The sequence below is a fragment of the Clostridium sp. X genome, assembly GCF_055755365.1.
Genome location: NZ_CM146912.1, coordinates 898486 through 920816 on the forward strand (window position 1 = coordinate 898486; position 22331 = coordinate 920816).

Annotated in this window: 24 protein-coding genes; 12 read left to right on the forward strand and 12 right to left on the reverse strand. The window is 31.1% G+C overall.

The genetic code is table 11. From position 1 onward, the window contains the following. Positions 1 to 22: 22 nt before the first annotated feature. On the reverse strand, positions 23 to 349 hold the full coding sequence (locus tag ACX0KU_RS04545; protein ID WP_472991709.1) for a hypothetical protein: 327 nt from the start codon (positions 347 to 349) through the stop codon (positions 23 to 25). Between the two features lie 171 nt (positions 350 to 520). Here ACX0KU_RS04545 and ACX0KU_RS04550 point away from each other — a divergent pair, with 171 nt between their 5' ends. The 3 genes from ACX0KU_RS04550 (at position 521) to ACX0KU_RS04560 (ending at position 4430) form a co-directional block, all read left to right on the forward strand. Next, on the forward strand, positions 521 to 1042 hold the full coding sequence (locus tag ACX0KU_RS04550) for an NUDIX hydrolase (protein ID WP_472991710.1): 522 nt from the start codon (positions 521 to 523) through the stop codon (positions 1040 to 1042). Positions 1043 to 1134: 92 nt separating this feature from the next. Next, the gene (locus ACX0KU_RS04555; RefSeq protein ID WP_472991711.1) at positions 1135 to 2160 is read left to right on the forward strand and encodes a threonine aldolase family protein; all 1026 of its coding nucleotides are present in this window, start codon (positions 1135 to 1137) and stop codon (positions 2158 to 2160) included. Between the two features lie 131 nt (positions 2161 to 2291). Beyond that, entirely contained in the window at positions 2292 to 4430 is a 2139-nt protein-coding gene (locus ACX0KU_RS04560) for a catalase (protein ID WP_472991712.1), read from the forward strand. Between the two features lie 128 nt (positions 4431 to 4558). On the opposite strand, the gene ACX0KU_RS04565 is transcribed toward ACX0KU_RS04560, so the two are convergent. Next, positions 4559 to 5062 carry an Rrf2 family transcriptional regulator gene (locus ACX0KU_RS04565; RefSeq protein WP_472991713.1) on the reverse strand — a complete coding sequence of 168 codons (504 nt, stop codon included), beginning with the start codon at positions 5060 to 5062 and terminating at the stop codon, positions 4559 to 4561. Positions 5063 to 5263: 201 nt separating this feature from the next. On the opposite strand from ACX0KU_RS04565, the gene ACX0KU_RS04570 reads away from it, so the two are divergent. Next, positions 5264 to 5635, forward strand: a complete 372-nt coding sequence (locus tag ACX0KU_RS04570; protein ID WP_472991714.1) for a pyridoxamine 5'-phosphate oxidase family protein — start codon at positions 5264 to 5266, stop codon at positions 5633 to 5635. Positions 5636 to 5748: 113 nt separating this feature from the next. Here ACX0KU_RS04570 and ACX0KU_RS04575 read toward each other — a convergent pair whose 3' ends face one another. From ACX0KU_RS04575 to helD, 3 genes are read right to left on the reverse strand one after another with little or no spacing between them, the layout of a single operon-like run. Continuing rightward, positions 5749 to 5988 (reverse strand): hypothetical protein, encoded by a 240-nt coding sequence (locus tag ACX0KU_RS04575; RefSeq protein WP_472991715.1) that lies wholly within the window; start codon positions 5986 to 5988, stop codon positions 5749 to 5751. A gap of 9 nt (positions 5989 to 5997) precedes the next feature. Next, positions 5998 to 6195, reverse strand: coding sequence for a hypothetical protein (locus ACX0KU_RS04580; protein ID WP_472991716.1), 198 nt, complete (start codon positions 6193 to 6195; stop codon positions 5998 to 6000). A 58-nt stretch (positions 6196 to 6253) separates the two neighbouring features. Next, positions 6254 to 8503: an RNA polymerase recycling motor HelD gene (helD, locus tag ACX0KU_RS04585; RefSeq protein ID WP_472991717.1), complete on the reverse strand. Its 2250-nt coding sequence runs from the start codon at positions 8501 to 8503 to the stop codon at positions 6254 to 6256. 245 nt (positions 8504 to 8748) lie between these two features. On the opposite strand from helD, the gene ACX0KU_RS04590 reads away from it, so the two are divergent. The 6 genes from ACX0KU_RS04590 (at position 8749) to ACX0KU_RS04615 (ending at position 15411) form a co-directional block, all read left to right on the forward strand. Continuing rightward, on the forward strand, positions 8749 to 9417 hold the full coding sequence (locus tag ACX0KU_RS04590; protein ID WP_472991718.1) for a response regulator transcription factor: 669 nt from the start codon (positions 8749 to 8751) through the stop codon (positions 9415 to 9417). Beyond that, positions 9414 to 10427: a sensor histidine kinase gene (locus ACX0KU_RS04595; protein WP_472991719.1), complete on the forward strand. Its 1014-nt coding sequence runs from the start codon at positions 9414 to 9416 to the stop codon at positions 10425 to 10427. The genes ACX0KU_RS04590 and ACX0KU_RS04595 overlap by 4 nt, the downstream gene beginning before the upstream one ends. A gap of 203 nt (positions 10428 to 10630) precedes the next feature. Further along, the gene (locus ACX0KU_RS04600) at positions 10631 to 11047 is read left to right on the forward strand and encodes a hypothetical protein (RefSeq protein WP_472991720.1); all 417 of its coding nucleotides are present in this window, start codon (positions 10631 to 10633) and stop codon (positions 11045 to 11047) included. 60 nt (positions 11048 to 11107) lie between these two features. Continuing rightward, positions 11108 to 11875 (forward strand): ABC transporter ATP-binding protein, encoded by a 768-nt coding sequence (locus tag ACX0KU_RS04605; protein ID WP_472991721.1) that lies wholly within the window; start codon positions 11108 to 11110, stop codon positions 11873 to 11875. Next, positions 11865 to 13889, forward strand: a complete 2025-nt coding sequence (locus tag ACX0KU_RS04610) for an FtsX-like permease family protein (RefSeq protein ID WP_472991722.1) — start codon at positions 11865 to 11867, stop codon at positions 13887 to 13889. Before ACX0KU_RS04605 ends, ACX0KU_RS04610 begins: the two co-directional genes overlap by 11 nt. 172 nt (positions 13890 to 14061) lie before the next feature. After that, complete coding sequence (locus ACX0KU_RS04615; protein WP_472991723.1) at positions 14062 to 15411, forward strand: DUF4317 domain-containing protein; 1350 nt, start codon at positions 14062 to 14064, stop codon at positions 15409 to 15411. Between the two features lie 175 nt (positions 15412 to 15586). Here the strand turns inward: ACX0KU_RS04615 and ACX0KU_RS04620 are convergent, their stop codons facing one another. The 6 genes from ACX0KU_RS04620 to ACX0KU_RS04645 all read right to left on the reverse strand — a co-directional run bounded on the left by ACX0KU_RS04620 (position 15587) and on the right by ACX0KU_RS04645 (position 20069). Further along, positions 15587 to 16399 (reverse strand): MBL fold metallo-hydrolase, encoded by an 813-nt coding sequence (locus ACX0KU_RS04620; RefSeq protein ID WP_472991724.1) that lies wholly within the window; start codon positions 16397 to 16399, stop codon positions 15587 to 15589. Between the two features lie 395 nt (positions 16400 to 16794). Further along, complete coding sequence (locus tag ACX0KU_RS04625) at positions 16795 to 17127, reverse strand: pyridoxamine 5'-phosphate oxidase family protein (protein WP_472991725.1); 333 nt, start codon at positions 17125 to 17127, stop codon at positions 16795 to 16797. A gap of 286 nt (positions 17128 to 17413) precedes the next feature. Next, entirely contained in the window at positions 17414 to 18097 is a 684-nt protein-coding gene (locus tag ACX0KU_RS04630) for a DUF5131 family protein (RefSeq protein WP_472991726.1), read from the reverse strand. Further along, entirely contained in the window at positions 18078 to 18521 is a 444-nt protein-coding gene (locus tag ACX0KU_RS04635; protein ID WP_472991727.1) for a MarR family transcriptional regulator, read from the reverse strand. The genes ACX0KU_RS04630 and ACX0KU_RS04635 overlap by 20 nt, the downstream gene beginning before the upstream one ends. A gap of 203 nt (positions 18522 to 18724) precedes the next feature. Further along, on the reverse strand, positions 18725 to 19576 hold the full coding sequence (locus ACX0KU_RS04640) for a DUF3298 and DUF4163 domain-containing protein (protein ID WP_472991728.1): 852 nt from the start codon (positions 19574 to 19576) through the stop codon (positions 18725 to 18727). Continuing rightward, on the reverse strand, positions 19569 to 20069 hold the full coding sequence (locus ACX0KU_RS04645) for an RNA polymerase sigma factor (RefSeq protein WP_472991729.1): 501 nt from the start codon (positions 20067 to 20069) through the stop codon (positions 19569 to 19571). Before ACX0KU_RS04645 ends, ACX0KU_RS04640 begins: the two co-directional genes overlap by 8 nt. A 298-nt stretch (positions 20070 to 20367) precedes the next feature. Here ACX0KU_RS04645 and ACX0KU_RS04650 point away from each other — a divergent pair, with 298 nt between their 5' ends. Next, the gene (locus ACX0KU_RS04650) at positions 20368 to 21075 is read left to right on the forward strand and encodes a DUF421 domain-containing protein (RefSeq protein ID WP_472991730.1); all 708 of its coding nucleotides are present in this window, start codon (positions 20368 to 20370) and stop codon (positions 21073 to 21075) included. Between the two features lie 272 nt (positions 21076 to 21347). Here ACX0KU_RS04650 and ACX0KU_RS04655 read toward each other — a convergent pair whose 3' ends face one another. Then, positions 21348 to 21698 (reverse strand): DUF2200 domain-containing protein, encoded by a 351-nt coding sequence (locus ACX0KU_RS04655; RefSeq protein ID WP_472991731.1) that lies wholly within the window; start codon positions 21696 to 21698, stop codon positions 21348 to 21350. Positions 21699 to 21992: 294 nt separating this feature from the next. Between ACX0KU_RS04655 and ACX0KU_RS04660 the strand changes: the two genes are divergently transcribed. Then, positions 21993 to 22295: a YetF domain-containing protein gene (locus ACX0KU_RS04660; protein ID WP_472991732.1), complete on the forward strand. Its 303-nt coding sequence runs from the start codon at positions 21993 to 21995 to the stop codon at positions 22293 to 22295. Positions 22296 to 22331: the final 36 nt, after the last annotated feature.

The window sequence follows — 22331 nt, forward strand, 5'->3', positions numbered from 1 at the left end:
TTTTTATGATATGAACTATATTTCATATCACCGGATAGACAAATTTGGATACGCAGTCCATAAAGTCATCTGCCAATTCATCACTTATACCAATCCTATATGGTAGATACTCTTTATTATTTTTATCAAAATAATACTTTACAAAGCTATATGAATAGTTTGATCCTTTTTCAGTATTTTTGTCTTCATTTATAACTTTATAATAACCATTATCTCCACGCCAACAACCTCCACTAAAACCGTCTGGTAATTTTATAACTGTTATTGCATAATTTCCTTTTCTGCCTTCTAACTCAAAATAATGAAAATCTCCAACTTTGTTATGTGTTGTTAACTTAGGTAACGTCATTCCTAGTCCCCCCCCTTTATACTATCCTGAAATATATATATTCGTTATTTTTCAACTTATGTCTTAGGTAATATAAAAGGCTTCCTTCTATCTGTATATCATCTTTTAGTACTAGTATGTGATATAATATTTTCGTTAAGAAAGTATTATATTTAGATTGGAGACAAACCTATGAGATTAATTAATAAATATATACACGAAAATTTTAAAACAGCCATTTCTCCTACAGTTTTTGAAAGAATAGCTGCTAGAGGAATTATATTAGATAATACAGATATTTTAATGATATATACAAAACGATATAATGATTATAGCTTCCCTGGCGGCGGAATTAATGAAGGGGAAGATATAAAAGACTGTTTAATCCGAGAGCTTCAAGAAGAAACTGGAGCGAACACCATTAAGGTTCTAAGTTCTTTTGGTTACTATGAAGAATACAGACATACTTATTATGATGGATATGATTTTATTCACATGATATCACATTTTTTTGTATGCACTGCTGATAGAGAACTTGGAGATTCACATCCAGAGGATTATGAAATTAATAATGGCTCTGTCCCTGTTTGGATCAACATCCATGATGCAATAGCTCATAATAAACAGGTTATTTTATCAAAAGAAGCCTCTATTGGACTATCTATTGAAAGGGAAACCCTTGTTCTAGAACTTATAGCTAAAGAGCTTCTATAGATATAATGTCAGTAATACTTTTTTACTGACATTATATCTTTCTCATTTCAAATATTAGATAAAATCATTAAATACATTTAGGAGGAAACAATATGTACAGTTTTAAAAACGACTATAGTGAAGGTGCTCATCCTAGAATATTAAACGCCTTATTAGAATCAAACCTTGAACAAACTGATGGTTATGGAGATGATACTTATACATTAAGAGCGGCTGAACTTTTAAAGGAAAAGATTAAATGCCACAATATTGATATTCACTTTTTCTCTGGGGGAACTCAGACCAATCTTACTTCAATTTCAGCATTCCTAAAGCCTCATGAGGCTGCAATTGCAGCAAATACAGGGCATATTTTTGTACATGAAACAGGAGCCATTGAAGCTACTGGCCATAAAGTAATCTCAATTGAAGTAAGTGATGGCAAACTTACTCCTATTAATATTAAGTCTGTTCTGGATGCTCACACTGATGAACATATGGTAAAGCCTAAGCTAGTTTATATATCAAATTCAACAGAAGTGGGCTCAATATATACAAAAGCTGACCTTGAAGCGATAAGTAATTTTTGTAAGGAAAATAATCTTTTTCTATTTATGGATGGAGCAAGACTAGGCTCTGCTTTATGCTCTAATGAAAATGATCTAGAACTTTCAGATCTAGCTACACTATGCGATGCTTTTTATATCGGTGGTACAAAAAATGGAGCACTTCTTGGAGAGGCTCTTGTAATCTGCAAAGACTCTCTAAAAGAAGATTTTAGATTCTATATGAAACAAAAAGGTGCACTGATGGCTAAAGGAAGAATTCTTGGCATACAGTTTTTTGAGCTATTTAAAGACGATCTTTATTTTGATCTTGCAAGCCATGCAAATAAAATGGCTACCCTACTAAGTAAAGAAATTAGCTCAATGGGTTATACATTTTTAATCCATTCACTATCTAATCAAATCTTCCCAATCTTGCCAAATGAAATTATTGAAAAGCTTTTAGAAAAATATTCATTCTACGTATGGTCACAGGTGGATGACTTTAACTCCTCTGTTAGACTTGTAACCTCATGGGCTACAAAAGAAGAAAAAGTTAAGGCTTTTATTGAGGATTTGAAAAAACTTACATAGTCACTACTTTATATAATTAATAAATTTTATTGTACTCTCCTATCCCTTATTGGGAAATAATTGCATATAATTCTCTCACTGAGGGATACTTATTATGATTATATTATTAAGGATTTTGAAGGAGGTACATAATGGATCCAGTTCAGAAAAGTAAAGCTCCTATAAAAGAGCAAAGTAAAGATGATCAATTATCAATCTTTCGTGTAAACCATGCTGACAGTAACCTTACTACTAATCAAGCTGTAGGTGTATCTAATACTAATGATTCACTAAAGGCTGGTAATCGTGGACCAACTCTTATGGAGGACTTCCACTTTAGAGAGAAACTTACTCACTTTGATCACGAAAGAATTCCTGAACGTGTAGTTCATGCCCGTGGGTTTGGAGCACACGGTTATTTTCAAGCTTACGAATCTATGAATGAGTTTACAAAAGCAAAATTTCTTCAAGATCCCTCAGTAAAGACACCTGTTTTTGTTCGTTTTTCTACTGTAGTAGGTTCTAGAGGTTCTGCCGATACTGTAAGAGATGCACGTGGATTTGCTACTAAGTTCTATACTGAGGACGGAAACTACGACCTAGTAGCTAATAATATTCCTGTATTTTTCATTCAAGACGCAATTAAGTTTCCAGATGTTGTTCACGCTCTTAAGCCAGAGCCTCATAATGAAATACCACAGGCCTCTGCTGCTCACGATACTTTTTGGGACTTTGTAGTTAGCAATACAGAGACTGCCCATATGATTATGTGGCTTCTTTCTGATAGAGCTATTCCAAGAAGTCTTAGGATGATGGAAGGCTTTGGAGTTAATACCTTTAGATTAGTTAACGATGAAGGCAAAGCCCGTTTTGTTAAATTCCATTGGAAGCCTATTCTTGGAGTTCATTCTCTAGTTTGGGATGAGGCACAAAAACTTGCGGGTAAGGATCCTGATTATCATAGAAGAGATATATGGGACGCTATAAATATGGGTGAGTTTCCTGAGTACGAACTTGGAGTTCAGATGATAGACGAATCAGAAGAGTTCAATTTTGATTTTGATATTCTAGATGCCACTAAAATTTGGCCTGAGGAACTTATTCCAGTAAAAATAATAGGGAAAATGACACTAAATAAAAACGTAGACAATTTCTTTGCAGAGACTGAACAAGTAGCTTTCCATCCTGGTCATGTAGTACCTGGAATAGATTTTAGTAATGATCCCTTACTACAAGGACGATTATTTTCATATTTAGATACACAACTTATAAGATTAGGTGGACCTAACTTCCATGAGATTCCAATAAATCGTTCAGTAGCTCCTGTTCATAACAATCAACGGGATGGTTACCATAGAATGACTATAGATCAAGGAGCTGTTAGTTATTTCCCAAACTCTATACAAAATAACTCTCCAACTCCAGTGCCAGGTTCTCAAGGTGGCTATGAACACTATGCTGAAAAAGTTGAAGGAGCGAAGGTTCGTGAGCGCAGCCAAAGCTTTGCAGATCATTTTACTCAGGCTACTCTCTTCTGGAACAGTATGTCTGATATAGAAAAACAACATATTATTGATGCCTTCCACTTTGAGGTTGGAAGCGTTATGGATAAGCAAATTAAACAACGAGTAGTAGAGATGTTCAACAATGTAGATGGCAATCTAGCAATTCAAATTGCCGCAGGAGTAGGTGTAGAAGCACCAAAGACTCCAGGCCCTACTGGTAGCACTATTACATCCCCAGCGGTAAGTCAGACTAATACAGTAAAAGATGCAAGAACAAGAAAGATAGCTATCTTAGCTGACAATGGCTTTAATTATAAAGAACTTACTGATGTAATGGATGCTTTAAGAAATGCTGGTGTACATTCAGAAATAGTGAGCAAAAATTTAGGCATGCTAACAAGCACTGATGGAAATCAATTAGAAGTGGGTAAAAACTTCTTAACTACAAGTTCTGTAAAATATGATGGACTTTATATAGCTGGTGGAAAACAAAGTGTAGATAGTTTAGTTATGCAAGGTGATGCTTTACACTTTGCAAATGAAGCCTTTAAGCATGCGAAGGCAATAGGAGCTTCTAGTGAAGGTGTAGACTTACTAATGGCCTCATCTGTAAAGAACGTGGCTATGGCAGGTCCAGATACTCAATCACAACTAGTTAATGAATTAGGTGTAATTACTATACGAAATGCTAATAATATGAGTGATTTCAGTACACAATTTATATCTAATATAGCTCAGCATAGACATTGGAATCGTCAAAATCAAAAAGAGATGGTACCAGCTTAATTAGTACTATACTTATTAAAATTCCTATATGATCATATAAAAAACCATAGGGTTCATAAATTGTGGACTCTATGGTTTAAAATCTAAAATTCTTTTATAGATTAAGTAATTTAGTTTTATATAATTCATTACCTTCTGCTATTATTAAACCATTCAATTGTTGCTTTTTCTACATCCTTAGGAAGTTTTTTATTATATACCTCATCATATAACCATGCTAATGTCTTATTATTTAAATATCTTCTCATTTCATCTTCAGCTTCTAACATTACTAGTTTTATTAAACAAGGACATTTAGTATGTGTCTCTGGTAGATTATTTTTATCTAATAATATATTGTTCTGTCTAATTTCTGCACATTGAAAGAATGCCTCACTTCCTTCTACTGCCTCAATAACATTCCAAAATGTTATCTCCTCTGCGCTACGCGCTAATGCATACCCACCTTTTACACCTGGTATAGATTTTATAATTCCTGATTTACTTAATTTTGCATATACTTTTGATAAATACGTCTCTGAAATACCCTGAAATGTTGCTAAATCCCTTATTCCCACAGACTTACCCTCTTCTAAATTTACCATATATAGTAAACAATGTAGTGCATATTCTACTCCTACTGAAAACTTCATTTTATTCATACTCCTTTAATATTTTATGGTCATCTTTTATAATATCCTATTATTTATTCCCATTCAATACACTCATCTAACATCAATTATATACCTCATTATAAAATATTTAATTGACAGTATAATAAAAGTATTATACTATAATAATAGATAATATATGTCGACGATATTATCTATCCATAATTTAGAGGGGGAATATAAATGTTTTCAGAAAAATTTTTCGAAGTGCTAAAGTATGAAGGTGTAGTTTCTATTGTAACTTGTGCAAATAACGAGGCTCATGTTTCTAATACATGGAATAGCTATTTAGTTATATTAGAGGATAATAAAATTTTAATTCCTGCAGCTGCTATGCTTAAGACTGAAAAAAATATTAATGCTAATCCTAAAGTTAAACTAACTCTTGGCAGTAAGGAAGTAAAGGGATATAACTATATGGGCACCGGATTTTTACTTGAAGGAACAGCTAGATTTTTGAAAGACGGAGAACACTTTGATATGATGAAAGAAAAATACTCATTTTTAACAAGAGTATTAGAAATTACAGTTAGTTCTTGCAAACAAACATTATAATTTTAAAATTCCAGAAGAATTTACGTATGCTCTACACCTGTTTAATCAAAAATATACTTTCTACCAAATAATAAAGGCTATGTTAAAACTAATTCTAACATAGCCTTTATTATTTAAATGTCTTGGTGACTAGCCACAATACTCAGTGCTTCTTCAAATCGCTTTGTCTTCATATTCTTTAAAACTTGGTCCATGTGAACCCATGCATACTCTAACTTAGCTTCATCAGAGGCTAAACTGATTTCACCTGACCATATACGGTCATGAAAGTTTGTAAAATCTGATCTCTTCATATTTAAATCCACAGGCTTACCTTTAGATGCAAGTGTCATAAAAACAGCCACATAAAACATGTGCATCAATTAACTCATTAGAAAAAATCGTGCATGCCTATATTCATTTACCTCTTCTCCAAAATAGCTTCTAAGATATTCTGCTTCATCATTATCATTTCTTATGACAAAATTCCCAGTTAGTTCTCTGATATCTTCAAATTCACTTACGTCAAAGGCTTCCTGTAGAGCTTTTTTAACGGCATTTAATTTTGTTTCTGGAATCATAGATAATTTACTCCTTTCACTCTGAACACTAACATACTCTCCACCTTAGAGAAAATAATCAAAATGTTGCTTCTTTAAGAAGTGGTGTAATTACCCCTGAATAATATACACATAAAACATGAAGGGCTCTAGTACATGCTGTGTAAAGTAATAACCTTTCCTCATCACAACTATAATTTTCATTTCCTGCATTATAGATAATGGCCACGTCAAATTCTAGTCCTTTAGCAAGATAAGCCAGGATTACAAGAGTATCACTTACATATTCATCATCATCCTTCATTATAGCTTTAACCTGCACCTTATCTTTTAAGAAATTGTATACCTTATCTGCTTCTGATGCAGTTCTAGTTATAATTCCAATAGATTTATATCCTTTTTCCTTATATAGTTTTATGTCCTCAAGAAGTCTGCCTTTTATATCTTCTTCAGTTTGAAAGCCAAGAATTAAAGGCTCCTCTCCACTTCTTTCTACACATTCATCTGTAATTTCCTTATTGAGCAGCATTCTTGAAAATTTGGTAATTTCCATTGTAGATCTGTAACTTTTAGTTAAGTTTACTATACATGTATTATTTCCCGGGAATATATGAGAAATGCTATTATAATCTCCTCGGTTCATAAACGGGTTTATGGATTGATTCAGATCCCCAAGCATTGTTATATTAGCATGCTGGAAGAGCTGATAAAAGATTTCATACTGTAGTGGTGTATAGTCTTGAGCTTCATCAATGATGACATATTTTATCTCTGATGTTTTAGGAAGATCTCCTAGAGCACCTTTCAAATATAGAAGAGGCGGTTGATCCTCATAATTAAGCTTTCCAGCCTCCAGATTTTCTAAAGTGTAACTTTTAATTTCATCAATTTTCTTACTGCAAAATTCAGTGTTTAAAGTTTTATGAAAAATCTCCAGTTTCTCAAATAGCTTTTTATAGATATCTATAAAATTAAATTCTGTAATTCTATTTATTTCATCATATATATCCTTTATTTCATGTTTTATACTTGCTGTGCTTCGCTCCATAATTTCTACTTTATCTATATAAGAACCAGATGCCTCAAGTTTACTTCTTTCTTCCTCTATAAATCCTTTTTCATGTGGTTCTAAAAGGAACAAAATTCTTTCTCTAATCTTCTGAAGTCTTCTTTTCAGCGGAAGCTTAATGTAATCTTTATAAAACAATTCTTCTAAATCTTTTGAGGATATTATTAACCTATCTCTGAAGATAATATCCCTAAAATTTCTATCTGCCTTTTCAATAAAGGTTACATATTCTTTTAATACATCTAAAAATTCCATGGAAGACTTATATTTTATATTATTAATTCTATTTTCATAGCTTGGGTTCTTCTTTGAGGCCAGTATATATTCCATCATTTCGCAGTACTCTTCCTTCACAAGTTCACTGCCTAATGCTTTATGCATATATTCCTTAAATGTTGTCTGGCTCATATTGTCTTCTCCAAGTTGGGGTAATACATTAGAAATATAATCATTAAAAATTTCATTAGGAGAGAATATCACTATATTTTGAGGAGTTATTTTATCTCTGTGCTTATATAAAAGATATGCAATTCTATGAAGAGCAACAGAGGTTTTTCCACTTCCTGCAGGTCCTTGAACAATTAGATTTTTGTACTCTTCATTACGAATTATTTTATTCTGCTCTCTTTGAATGGTGTTTACTATAGCTTTCATCTTAGTATCAGTATTTTTACTCAAGATATCTTGAAGCATCTCATCGTCAATTTTAAGATTGCTGTCAAACATATACTCAATTTCACCATTATTAATTTTATACTGTCTTTTCAGAGTTAGTTTTCCATCAACAGTTCCTTCCAAGCATTTAAACTCTGCTTCTCCAATTGCATAATCATAAAACATACTGGAAACTGGTGCTCTCCAGTCGTATACAAGAATATCATAATCATCATTAACAAGATTTGATATTCCGATATAGTACTTTTCAGCTTTCTCATCTCCTCTTTCAAGAAAATCAATTCTTCCGAAATAAGATGAAGAAAGCATTCTCTCATATTTATCCTGAAGTTTTCTGCTAAGCTCATGTCTTCTCTTTTGTATCTTCATAGTAGTGATGAATTCCATAAACTCTACAACTTGATCCAATCCATTACTTATGGAAAGAGGCCCTAAATCCTGCCACAGTTGCTTTTGTGTTTCAAGAGCATCCTTTTTAAAGTTTTCTTTCATATGACGTTTTTCATTTAACTGTTTTCTAACCTCTTTAAGAACATTCTGTAACCATTCATATTCAAGCTTCCATTCATGGTGATTTCTATTCATGAATACCCCTCCTATAACTCCAAAATCCTGAGTTCAAAATAGCAAAAGATTATGATGATTACTAAATTGTAGCAGTGGTTTTGAAAAAGAAACAGTCTATATTTAGAATTTTACATATGGTATAATTAAATTAGGGAAAGGACTTTCCTCATAATTAAGTATACAAAAAAGGATGACATTTCTGATTACAGCTAATGTCATCCTTTAAATATATTCTATAGATTTTTTACAAAGGAAGTGAATCCATGTCAAAAATAGTTATTATAGAAGATACGGCTACTATTAGAGAAGAACTTAAAACTTTTCTAACTAGATACGGTTATGAAGTTGTAGCGCCAACAAGCTTTGAAAATATTATTGAGTATACCCTAGGTGAAAAACCAGATTTAATACTATTAGACATAAACCTGCCTATGTTTGATGGATATCACATATGCAGAGAAATTAGAAAAAGCTCTGATGTCCCAATAATAATTGTTACAAGTAGAGACAATGAGATGGATGAGCTTATGAGTATGAACTTAGGTGCTGATGATTTTATTACAAAGCCATATAACACTCAAATTCTTTTAGCAAGAATTGCGTCTATATTAAGAAGAGTTCATGGCTCAACCTCCCAAGATACTCTTTCTTATAATGACTTAAAGCTTAACTTATCAAATAGCTCTGTTACCTACAAAAGCAATACCATAGAACTAACTAAAAATGAGCTTAAAATACTCTCATATTTAATTAAAAACCAAGGAAAGATAGTCTCCAGAGATGATCTAATGGATTTTATGTGGAACTCAGACATTTTCGTAGATGATAATAATTTATCTGTTAATGTTACAAGACTAAGAAAAAAGCTTAATGAATTAGGGATGAGTGAAAATATAGAAACTAGACGTGGACTAGGATATATACTGCCATGAACATAAAAGATTATTTAAAAGATAGAGCCTTATTCTTATTAATTAATTTTATATTATTCATTATCCTGTGTGGTATTATGTTACTGGTCAATCTTGGAACTAGTTTAATTATGCTACTCTTTCTTATATGGTTTTTTCCCCTTCTTTCTTTCATGTTGGCAGAATTTATTAAGCTAAAAAGATTCTATGACGAGCTATATAATACTATGGATAATTTAGATAAAAAGTACCTTCTTTCTGAAATTATTAAAGAGCCTGAATTTATAGAAGGCAAGTTTATATATGATTTATTGAAACAGGCTAATAAGAATATGCACGAACATGTAAAGAAATATAGAGATATGCAGAGTGAATATAGAGAATATATAGAAATCTGGGTCCATGAAATAAAGACACCTATTGCATCAACAAAACTAGTTATAGAAAACAACCAAAACGAAGTTACAAAAATTATTAATTATGAAATAAAAAAAATTGAGGATTATATTGAACAAGTACTTTATTACTCAAGAAGTAATACCGTAAGCAAAGATTATATTATTAAAGAGTTTTCTCTAGCTACCCTTGTTAGAACAGTTATAAAGAAAAATTCCAGAGATCTTATAAATAAAAAAATATCTATCGATATAGAATCAGTAGAAGGCACTGTATATAGTGATGCCAAATGGCTGGAATTTATACTAAATCAAATAGTGGGAAACTCAATTAAATATTCTAAGATAAAGAAAAGCAGAATAAGAGTATATTCTGTTAGAAATGAAAACAATATTGTACTCAATATAGAGGATAATGGTATAGGGATTATAGATAAAGATATAAATAGAATCTTTGAAAAAGGCTTTACTGGAGAGAATGGGAGAAAGTTTGGTAAGTCTACTGGAATGGGCCTTTACTTATGCAAAAAACTTTCCGAACAGCTTGGCCTTGGACTTACTTTAACTTCAAAAATAGGAGAAGGAACAAGAGTAAGTATTATATTTCCCTTAGGCAAAGTTAACTTAATAGATTAACTAATCTTATAATAACGGGTTTATGGCTACTTCATATTGTCTTAGCTGCAAATCCGTTATTTTTTTTCTAAAAATCTCAGTATGTGTCTAATCTTGCAAAAATGTAACTTTAATAAAATGTAAACCAATATGTATCTGTAAGAATTCCTAGTAAAATAATAAATGTAATCAAGATAATAATAAATTATTAGGAGGAGTTTTTAATGAAAAAATTATTAATACCTGTAATTGTAGCCATTGTTATAATAGTTGGAGGTGGAAAAACTTATAAATACTTTAACGGTCCTAAAATCATCGATGGAACTATATCCAAGAGTGTAGATGATATGGGAGAACCTACAAATATAACAACTACATTTTCACCAAAAGATACTGTTTACTTTTCTGCAAAAGGCAAAAAGTTCTTAGTAAAAAAAGCAACTGTTGTATGGTATAAAGGTAAAGTTGCTACAGTAAATAGATTTAAAGTTCAGGAAGATATAGATATGAGTAGCGATAGATATTTTTCTGCTAACTTATCAGTTCCAGAAGGTCTTCAAGAGGGTCATTATAGCGTTAGTATTTATGCAGATGACAGTGAGATCATACAAGCTCGTGGAGAATTTGATGTAAAAAAATAATTATATAAATATATACAGTAACTGTCTCTAGCACACATAAAATAATGGGGGAAATAATAAATGGAAAGCATACTAAGTGTAGAAAAAATTGAAAAATACTATGGTAATAAAGGTAATATAACAAAAGCTATTGATAATGTAAGCTTTAAGGTTGATAAGGGTGAGTTTGTTGGAATAATGGGTCCTTCTGGAAGCGGTAAAACTACCCTACTCAACTGTATTTCCACTATTGATAGCGTCTCAACTGGTCACATTATCATAAATAATAAGGATATTACAACTCTTAAATCAAAAGGTCTAGAAGAGTTTAGACGTGATGAACTTGGATTTATATTTCAGGATTTTAATCTTCTAGATACCCTAATTGCTTACGAAAATATTGCTTTGGCATTAACAATACAGAATAGAAAAAGTAATAAAATAGATAACCTAGTTAAAAAAGTTGCTGAGAAGCTAGAGATATTAGATGTTCTAAATAAATATCCTTTTCAGATGTCTGGAGGTCAAAAGCAAAGAGTAGCTTCTGCTAGAGCCTTAGTTACTGAGCCTTCACTTATCCTTGCTGATGAACCTACTGGAGCCTTAGACTCTAAGTCTTCAAGATTACTCTTAGACTCTTTTGAGAAGCTGAATAAAGATTTTCAGGCTACAATACTTATGGTTACTCATGATGCTTTTACAGCAAGCTATACTCGTAGAATTTTATTTATAAAGGATGGACGAATCTTTAATGAATTAATACGTGGAAATGATACAAGAAAGGAATTCTTCAATAAAATAATTGAAGTTGTAACTTTACTTGGAGGAGATGCAAGCGATGTTTTCTAAAATAGCAATAAATAATGTAAAAAGAAGCTTTAAAGATTACTCTATATATTTTCTTACACTAACCTTTGCAGTATGTATATTTTACAGTTTTAATTCTATTGAAGCTCAAAATTCAGTACTTGAAATAGGTAAAAGTACTAAAGACTATATGGTGACCTTAAATAAGCTTATATCTGGAACCTCCGTATTTGTATCCTTTATTTTAGGTGGACTTATAGTTTATGCTAATAACTTTTTAATAAAAAAGAGAAAAAAAGAATTAGGTATATATATGACCTTAGGTATGTCAAAAGGTAAAATTTCAAGACTATTAATATTTGAGACTTTTTTAATCGGTTTATTGTCTCTAGTTGCTGGACTTTTACTTGGAATTATAGTTTCACAAGGCTTATCAGTTATTACAGCTAAGCTTTTAGCCGTTAATATGAGTAGCTATAAGTTTATCATATCAATAAATGCAATAATAAAATCTGCTCTATATTTTGGAATAATATTTATTCTAGTTATGATATTTAATCAAATTATTATTTCTAAATATAAGCTAATAGATATGCTAAATGCAGCAAAGAAAAATGAAGATATAAAGCTACGCAGTCCTATTCTTTCAATGTTTGTATTTCTTTTAGCTGTAGTATTACTAATAGCCGCCTACTATCTAGTATTAAAGGTAGGACTAGCCCCTGATAGCTTTGAATTTATACTCTCTATTTTACTTGGAATTGTAGGAACTATATTATGCTTTTTTAGTCTATCTAGTTTTTTTATTCAAGTTGTTCAAAAGAACAAGAAAGTATATTTTAAAAACTTAAATATCTTTGTATTAAGGCAGATAAACAACAAGATAACTACTAATTTTCTATCAATGTCTGTAATATGTCTCATGCTTTTTTTAACTATCACACTTTTATTTACCATGTTTGGCTATAAAGGTAGCTTTGATAAATTGCTAAAAGGAAATACTTCTTTTGATGCTTCAGCTCAGCTTTATACTGATGATAATAATGAAAAGACAAGAGATATTAAAGACTATTTAGATAAAATGAACTTTAAATTTGCTCCCTCTGAAAAACATACATTTTTTAATGAATATCAACTTAATATTAAATTAAGCGACTTATTAAACAAGTATTCAACTGAGCAAGAAAAGAAAGATCTTCAAGAACAATATATGGACGGTCCTATATCAGCTGTGAAAATATCTGAATATAATTCAATAAGAGAGCTTACGGGACAACAACCTATTGAATTAATTGATAACGAGATTTTAATTGTATCTAACTATGGTGAGTTTAATAATGCTTTTGCTAAGTTTATAAAAAATGAAACATCTATAGTTATAGAGAATAAGCCTTATAGTATTAAAAATGAAATTCCTATAAAAGAAAATATAATTACAACAGGTTCTCGTCTAAACTTCTTTTACATCATAGTTCCTGATAACTTCACCGGAGATTTAAAACTATATTCTACAAACTTTAATGTAATGTTCCAAAGCAATAATTATAAAGAATCCCAGGAGAAATTTGCAGATAGACTTAATGATGTATTTAAAAAGAGAGATAATGGTGAATCCTTTATACCTTTCTTTGGAGATACAATAGAACAGGTTCATGTAAGAGTATACGGTTCATCAACAATGATTGTATTCATTGGTATATATTTAGGTATAGTATTTTTGATATCTAGTACTGCAGTACTAGCATTACAACAGTTATCAGAAGCAAGTGATAGCCTAAATAGATATAACTCACTAAAAAAGATAGGCGCCACTGAAAAAATGATAAATAAATCAATACTAGTACAAAACCTAATATACTTTATGGCCCCTTTAACTTTGGCTATTATACACTCAGTAATTGGAATAAGCGTAACTAATGAACTGTTTAGCACCTACAATAAGAGCTTTCTTGGAAGTTCTATCCTTGTGATATCTTTAGCACTTATTGTAATATACGGCGGATACTTCTATGCAACTTACGTTGGCTTTAAAAATATAGTGAAAAACAACAATTAATATTTAACTTATAAAATAGGGTGCAAATGTATCCTATTTTTTCTATATATATTAAATTCTTTCAAATTATGTATAAAGTCTTTAATTAATATGAAAAAAATACTATACTTAATAAGGAGAATATATTAATTAATACCTACAAATAGAAAAGAATAGATTGAGGGGTTTATATATGAGAAAAAAAGATATACTTGAGTTAAAGAGACGTTACAAAAAAGATCATTGCACCTTCTCTAAAATGTGTGGATGCTATGTTAGTGGAGAAAAACATATTATTTTAAAATTTAGAGAAACCTTCCTAAATCTAGAGGAAGATGACTACCATAAGTATTTAGAAATTGCTAAAAAAGTATTGTCTGGAACTGTTGGAAATAATATTTTAGAGCTTAACTTTCCACTTAATGAAGAGCTTACAAATGAAAGACAAGTCTCTCTTATGCAGCTTAAAAACAGTCAATTAAAGGATGATAATATTCTTGATGCTTTTTATGATTCCATTATAGATAACTATGATTATACCGGTAACTTTATAATACTTCTTTTTCATGACTCTTATGATGTTATCACTAAAACCAAAGATAATCTAAAGATAGATGAGTCTGAAGAAATATATGAATATGTATTATGTGCAATATGTCCTGTTTCTCTTTCACAACCAGGTCTTAGATACTTTGAAGAAGAAAACAAAATAAGAGCACGTATTAGAGATTGGGTAGTTGATGCCCCTACCAACGGCTTTGTGTTTCCCGCTTTCATTGATCGTGGTGCAGATGTTAACTCTATTATGTATTACACAAAAAATGCAAAGGATACTCATCCAGAGTTAATGGAAAATGCTTTAGGTTGTTATTCAAAACAGACTGTTACTATACAAAAGGAAACATTCCAATCAATTATTAAAGATTCCTTTAGTGCTGATGAAGAGAAGGCTGATAAAATCTTTATGGAAATACAAGAAAATCTAAATACTATGATAGAGGAATATAACTCTACCTATGAAGATACAGATTGTGAACCTATAACCTTAACAAATCAGGTTGTACAAAATCTTTTAATAGAGAGTGGCGTTCCTGAAGAAATTACCACTAAGATTGAAAAATCCTATGTAGAAAACTTTGGTGAGGATCTTCCTTTAGCCGAAAACTTAATTGATACAAAGGCGCTTAAGGCAAATGAGCAAAGAAGAAGAGAAGAAAACCTTCTAAAACAGGTAAAGATACTGGAAACTAAACTCGAACAAGCTAAGCAAGAGGTTGCTGCTGATAATGAAAAGACCCTACCTACAGAGATTAATGACGACAATGTAGCTTTAGAACAAACTTCAGAAACTAATTTAGAAGAAGCTTTCTATACAAATTCAGAGAATACTGAAGTTACTCCTGACTATGACGTTGTACTTCAAGTAAAACCTGAAAAAATACCTCAGATAAAATCTCAAATAATTGATGGGCAAAAATGCATAATTATTCCTATCAATGAGAATGAACAAACTACCGTTAATGGCTTAGATGATTTAATTTAAGATATATAAATTAGTAAATTGAAAATAGCAAACTCAAAAATAGAGTTTGCTATTTTATTTATTTTGATGAAAGATTTCCTAGTAAATACTGTACTTTAAAGTGTCTTTGTTATATTTTAATAACTCCGGTATGTAGTTATTAAGTACTTTTGACTTAAAAAATAAGTTACTTACTTTATGAGAACAAATAGCTTGAGGTTATATCTATTAGAGCCTGAGCTTTAAGATTTGGGTATTTTTCTATGATACATTTTTTGTATGCTTGTGCTTTTTCTTTATTATTCTTATTTTCACTATTTGTCTTCTTAAGACTTTCACCAGCATCTTTAATGTACTGTATCAATTCTGCAAATACTTTATTTGTAGTTGGAGCACCATGCCCACCTAATACTAATGCATAGTTATTTCCTTTTAATTCTTCTAAGGTTTTAATCCAATTAGCTCTGTCGTTATCATTTTGAGCTAAAAATACATGACAATCACTATAAACTACATCTTGAGCGATTAAAACTTTGTCTTTTGGTATTTCTATCATAGCAATTGTTTGTGCTTCAGTTCCAGTAACTTTTTTAACTACCATATCTAGACCATCTATAGTAAGCTGTCCTTCGTCAAGAATATTGTTTGGAACAGTTTTCTTAACAGGAACAAGTGGTGCTGCTTGGTTCAGAAATTGATAATTTTCAATAATAATATCTCCTGCTTGTTCTATTTCGGCTTTAACTTCTTTTAATGCATAAATTTTTGTATCTGCAAATAATTCACTTCCAAACCAATGGTCAGGATGGCTATGAGATATAATTAAACACTCAATTGGTTTATTTAAACTGTTTATATAATCTCTTGCCTCCTTAGCATGGGGTAGGAGAAATTGAGCATCAATAACAATTAACTTATTTTTTGTCTCAATAATTTGAGTGTTGTCTAGTCCACCTTCCTCTGGGGATGTATAAGTGTGAATTGAATAATCTTTAAATTTATTAATCATAATAACTACTCCTTTATATAATTATTTTGTTCCTTAAATTATTACTTTGTTATCTTAAAATGTGTATACTTCTCCATCAGCTGGTATTAACACATTAGAAGAAATTCCTTTTTCATTAGAAAAGCTTTTTAATTGTACACTTTAAAAACCAGATTCTCTCAATTCTTTAGCATCCTCTTCATTTTGTACAAACATCTTCATATATTTTGGTAATATATCTTTAGCAGCTTCATCTAAGTGGTCTGGATGTAAATGAGTCACAATTACATCCCTTTCAATTCCAAGTTATAGTTTTGTAACTGATGATACCCTTTGGCAACATCCGGACGCAATCGAAGTACTGTATAGTCAGGATCTGTAACTCCACCTGGAAAAAATATTGTCCAATTGTCATGCTAGAGAGCCTTTTTTATATCCATATCAGTTACAATCTCCATTACTCCACCTAGCATAAGGGCTCTTTGCTCATCTTCTTTACAATAATACAAACATACTTTTGGATTTTCCATGATACTTTTCATTTTCAATGATGATGTATTCGTTGTTAAATAGGTTACTAAACTAGATTCGTTGAACAGATTAACTAAGCCTGGAAACTGTTTAGTATTCCTAAGATTGAGCAACGCTCGCGTTTCAGGAAAACCTTCACTATTTACTGTTGATAAATATACCACCTCTGTAATGTTCATTAGGTTAACACTTAATTTGATTGCCTGGATATCATTCATTTAATTACACCACCTCATAAAATATTTCTATATAAAATATTACCATATAGTAATATTACTATATGGTAATATTCTTGTCAACAACTACTTAAGAAATATACATTTCTAGAATCAGATTTCTTAAATGAATAGTATAAAAACATTTCCATGTTTATTGCTTTTCAAATACTATCTTTTATTCATATGGTTTAAAATTAAAAAACAATAAAAAAGAAGAGTAGAAACATCATAATTTACTATGTTCTATCTCTTTTTCTACAATAGTTTATATCTTTATTCAGTTTAGTCATCGAAAGTCTTTAGGCAATTCTTGAAGCATATTTTCTTCTCCCACGATATTAAGAAGCATTTGTTTCATAAAAACGGGAATATTTTTTGCTTTCGCCTGCCCAGCAATATTTAAAACCCACGCTTTGTCAGCAGTAATTTTCCCCTTACGGTTACCTGTTTCTGTTCCAATTACAATCCAACCGATTCCGTCTAAATCAAGGCTTCCAAGTTCACCAAACAATGGCTCAAATGCAATAAAGTAATTATTAACCTTGATATTTTGCCGCATAGCAGCAACTCTATCCTTGTCACTTTCAGACGTTATCGTTACTCCCATCCATACATTATTAAGGTGGCTTTCAAATTGTATGCATTCTGGCCGCTTGGTCAAGAACAAGTAAACGTGCTGAGGGTTTTCACCCATTTTCTGAAAAACCAGTGTGCGCCACTCATCTTTCCAGTCAGAAAAATCACTCATACTAGTCATGAGATAAGTATTGGATTTCTTAGTATCAATTCTTTTTAATCGTTTCTCCACGAACTCGGGAACGGAGAAATCAGATGTTATCTTAAAACGATTGTTAATTTTTCGTGCATAGCAATAACTACACCCTAAGGTACATCCACTTACAGGATTTAAAGTTTTAATAAGTTTTCCTATATCTAAAATCTCCATAGGCTCAATCCTTTTCTCTTTCATTTAGGTTTTTTAATATCCTTACCAAATAATTCTCAAACTGTGATATTTCATCGTCATTGAAACCTTGATAGTAGATTTCACTGATTTTTGATGATACTTCATCATAGTCTGTTCTAAGTGTATGAGCTTTTTCAGTTAAAACAATCAAAATTTTTCGCCTGTCACCTTTGTCAAGAGTTCGATTTACAAGCCCTGCAGCCTCCATTCGGTCAAGCATACTAGTAAGTGTTGTTAGTGCCAACCCAGTTTTTTTAGACAATTCCTTGATAGGAATTGAATCGGCTTGCCAAAGTACATATAAAATTCTTCCTTGAGGCCCATTAAAAGCATCTATGTTTTTTTCAGCAAGTATTTTTTCAAAAATTCTCCCACCAATCTGCTTAATTTGGGAGATTAAAAATCCACCTTGTGAGTTATCTATCAAAATTACCACATCCTTCTATATGGAATATTACCATATAGAAGGATGTGTGTCAAGAATAAGAATTACTTCAGTTTCTTCCTTCTATCTATCTCTATAAGATTTCAATAAAGTTCTAAAGTCTAATTCATCATTTTGAAAGTAAGACTATTTGGTAATTAATTGTAATATTTTTTTATTAGCTAGAATTATGTTTAAAAATTCATTTAGCGTATAATCTCAAATTCCTGCATTCCCATAGGTGGAGGAGCTATTTCACCTTTGTCAAATGAAATTATGACATTACCGTTAGAATTAATATAGAATTTTAGATAATCTAAAATAAACTCTATATCCTCGTCACTATCATAATACATCAATTGCCTGTCCTTTTCAGTACGTTCTTTGATTTGCTCCTTGATGCTTTGCGTGACAATTTCCTTATAATTTTCACCAAGAATATCAGCGAGTGTAATTTCTTTGCCTTTATCTAAATTAATATTGTAAAAGGTTTGATAGGTATAAGTATTTGCAAAGGATTCCGTATGATTAATAACAAATGATAATATACTTTCATTACTACTCTTTATTTCGTAGTCAACCTCAACTATAAAATATCCCAAGTCTGCTTCTGTTCTTCCTTCATCTATAATCCGTTGTCTGTTTTCCTCAGCACGCTGTTCAGCATTTTTAACAATAGTGTCAATTTTAGATTGAATCTCCTTATTAATTCGCTTTTCCAAATCCGTATACCCTGTACCCTCTATAGCTGGTGCTTTAATATTTATATAATAAGCTTCATCGGATTTATTATATTCCCGAAAGGTAAATACACGAGCAACATTGCCAATAACAGGAATATCATACATACTTTCCGCAAATACCTGATTAGCATTTAACATTACTACAAACAAAATACACATTGAGGCTGCCATACAGATAACGGGTTTAAACCATACATGAGATTTGTGTTTCCTATTCATTGCTGTATCAATAGCAGAATTTACAATTTGATTTAGCTCTATAGGTGCCTCTATCGATTGATATATCACTTTTGCCTTCTCAATTCTTTTACTCAAGTTCATCACTCCCAATTATATTTTTTAAAATATTCAAGCTTTTGTATAGTCGTGACTTAACAGTATTTAAATTGGTTTTTGTAATTGTTGAAATTTCTTCCAGATTCATATCTTCAAAGAATCGCAATATTATTATTGTTCGAAGCTTAGGTTCTAATTGCTGAATGGCATTATAAATACTGATTTCTTCCGCAATGTCTTTATCTTCATATAAAAGATTATTAGGTACGGTTTCATCAAGTACAATATTTTTTCTCTTACGTATCCAATTAATACTTTCATTAACTAAAATGCGGTAAACCCACGTTTTTAAATATGCAGGATTTTTAAGTGTACGAGCATTTGCAATAGCTTTGTAAATAGCTTCTTGAACTATATCTAGAGCATCATCACTATTTTTGGTATAACTGTATGCCAGACGATAAAAATCCTGCTGATTCGATTTAATATATTCCTTGATAAATTCAATTTGCTCTTCTTTTTTATGTAGCAATGTATATTCCTCCTATATTACAAATCATTATGCTGGAACTTTGTTAAGGAATTCCTTTTTTGTGGTTCTACTTATTAGACAAAGAATAGATTTAAAAAGTTGATGAATTTAAAAAATATTTTACTATTAACTAGAACTTTTCATTGAGTTTTTTCCAAATAAAAATCTATCATAAGTGATAACCTAATAATCTTAGTGACTGTCAGCATAATCTAAATTCATAATAATCTATAGATTATTAAAAGTGTATTTGTGGCAAACTAGATAATAATTCATTTAATCAAAGGATGTGCTATATATGGGTTTTTTACAGAGTCAGGAAACACTTACTTCTATTGAATGGATATTAAGAGCTGTTATCGGTTTTTTCTTTCTAGTGCTTGTAGCTAAAGCTTTAGGTCAGCGTTCTATGTCCCAACTAAGGCTAATTGACTTTGTTATTGCTTTGGTTATTGGAAACATTATTGCGCACCCATTATCAGATGAGCATTTAGGAATGAAAGGATCTATTATTACAACAATTGTATTAGTATTGTTGTATATTAGCGGTGTTTTCTTGATGCTTCGCTATCCAAGATTGAGGAGGCTCATTGATAGCAAGCCAATTATGCTTGTTCAAAATGGAGAAATCCTTCAGGAAGGGTTAAAAAAAGCAAAGATATCCATTGATACTTTACTAGAAGAGTTACGTGAAGGAAAAGTGAAGGATGTAAAAAACGTAGCATTAGCTTTTTGGGAAGCAGACGGAAAAATCTCCTTTTTTCTTGATCCTAAATATGAAACAGTAACAAATTCATCCCTCCAAGTTGAAACAGATTCCTTCGACTTTCCAAGAATAATCATTAAGGAAGGTATCATAAATTACAAGGAGTTACAACAAATTGGGAAGGATGAAAATTGGGTTATTTTCAAATTAGAAAGTTTATATCAAACTGAGGTAAGAAAAGTCCTACTGGGTACCCTTGATAAGAAAGACAGCTTAAGAGTTTTCTTATATAATAAATAGAGGCCTAAAGTGTATTTCCAGGCCTCTATCTCTATTTGTGTTAGTGTTCAACGAACAGTGCTATTGGAGGTTTCCATACCTATCAGGACTAAATAATGTAGTATTTTTTTAAACACGTTCACTCGAATCCACTTACCATTTTTTATTAGTTAGGTAATTAAAATTGATATTATTATTCTACTCTAGCTGTAACTCACCATAAAATTACTCTTGCACACCACCAAGATTCTTTTATATTATAAATTGAATCAGTGTTTCTTCGTGTTTAATTATTATTTCCTCAAAATCTTATCCATGGCTTTTCCCTTTGATAACTCATCGATCAGCTTATCCAAATAGCGAATTTCCTGCATTGTTGGTTCTTCAATGTATTCCACTCGGACACCGCAGACCACACCTTTGATCAAAGCCCGGGAAGGATTAAGCTTAGGAGCTTCCGCAAAGAAGGTCTCAAAGTCTATCTGTTTTTCTAGTTGTGCTTCTAACTCTTCCTTGCTATATCCTGTTAACCAACAGATGATTTCATCAACTTCTGTTTTCGTACGTCCTTTTTTCTCCGCCTTCGTAACATAAAGGGGATAGACTTTTGCAAAACTCATTGTATAGATACGATGTTTGGTCATGATACATCCTCACTTATATAATTTTCTTTATTATATCACCACAAATAATCGGATTTAAACGAAAGTTACACAGTTCACCGTAACGAATAAAACTAAGATTTTTAAGAACTATTCTTAATAATTTCTCTATCTAAATTCATAATAGTCTATAGATTATTCTTAGTGTGTTCGTGGTAAACTAGATAATAATTCATTTAATTAAAGGATGTGTTATATATAGATTTTTTACTGAGTCAGTAAACACTTACTACCATTCAATGGATATTTAGAGCTGTTATTGGCTTTTCCTTTCTAGTGATTATAGCTAAAACTCTAGTTCATCGTTCTATGTCCCAACTAAGGCTAATTGACTTTGTTATTGCTTTGGTTATTAGGAACATCATTCTCCACCCATTATCAGATGAGCATTTAGGAATGAAACCAAGAGCAATCATTAAGGAAGGTATCATAAATTACAAGGAGTTACAGCAAATTGGGAAGAATGAAAATTGGGTTATTTTCAAATTAGAAAGTTTATATCAAACTGAGGTAAGAAAAGTCCTACTGTCTCCCCTTAATAAGAAAGATAGTTTAAAAGTTTTCTTATATAATAAATAGAGGCTTAAAGTGTATTTCGAGGCCTCTATCTCTATT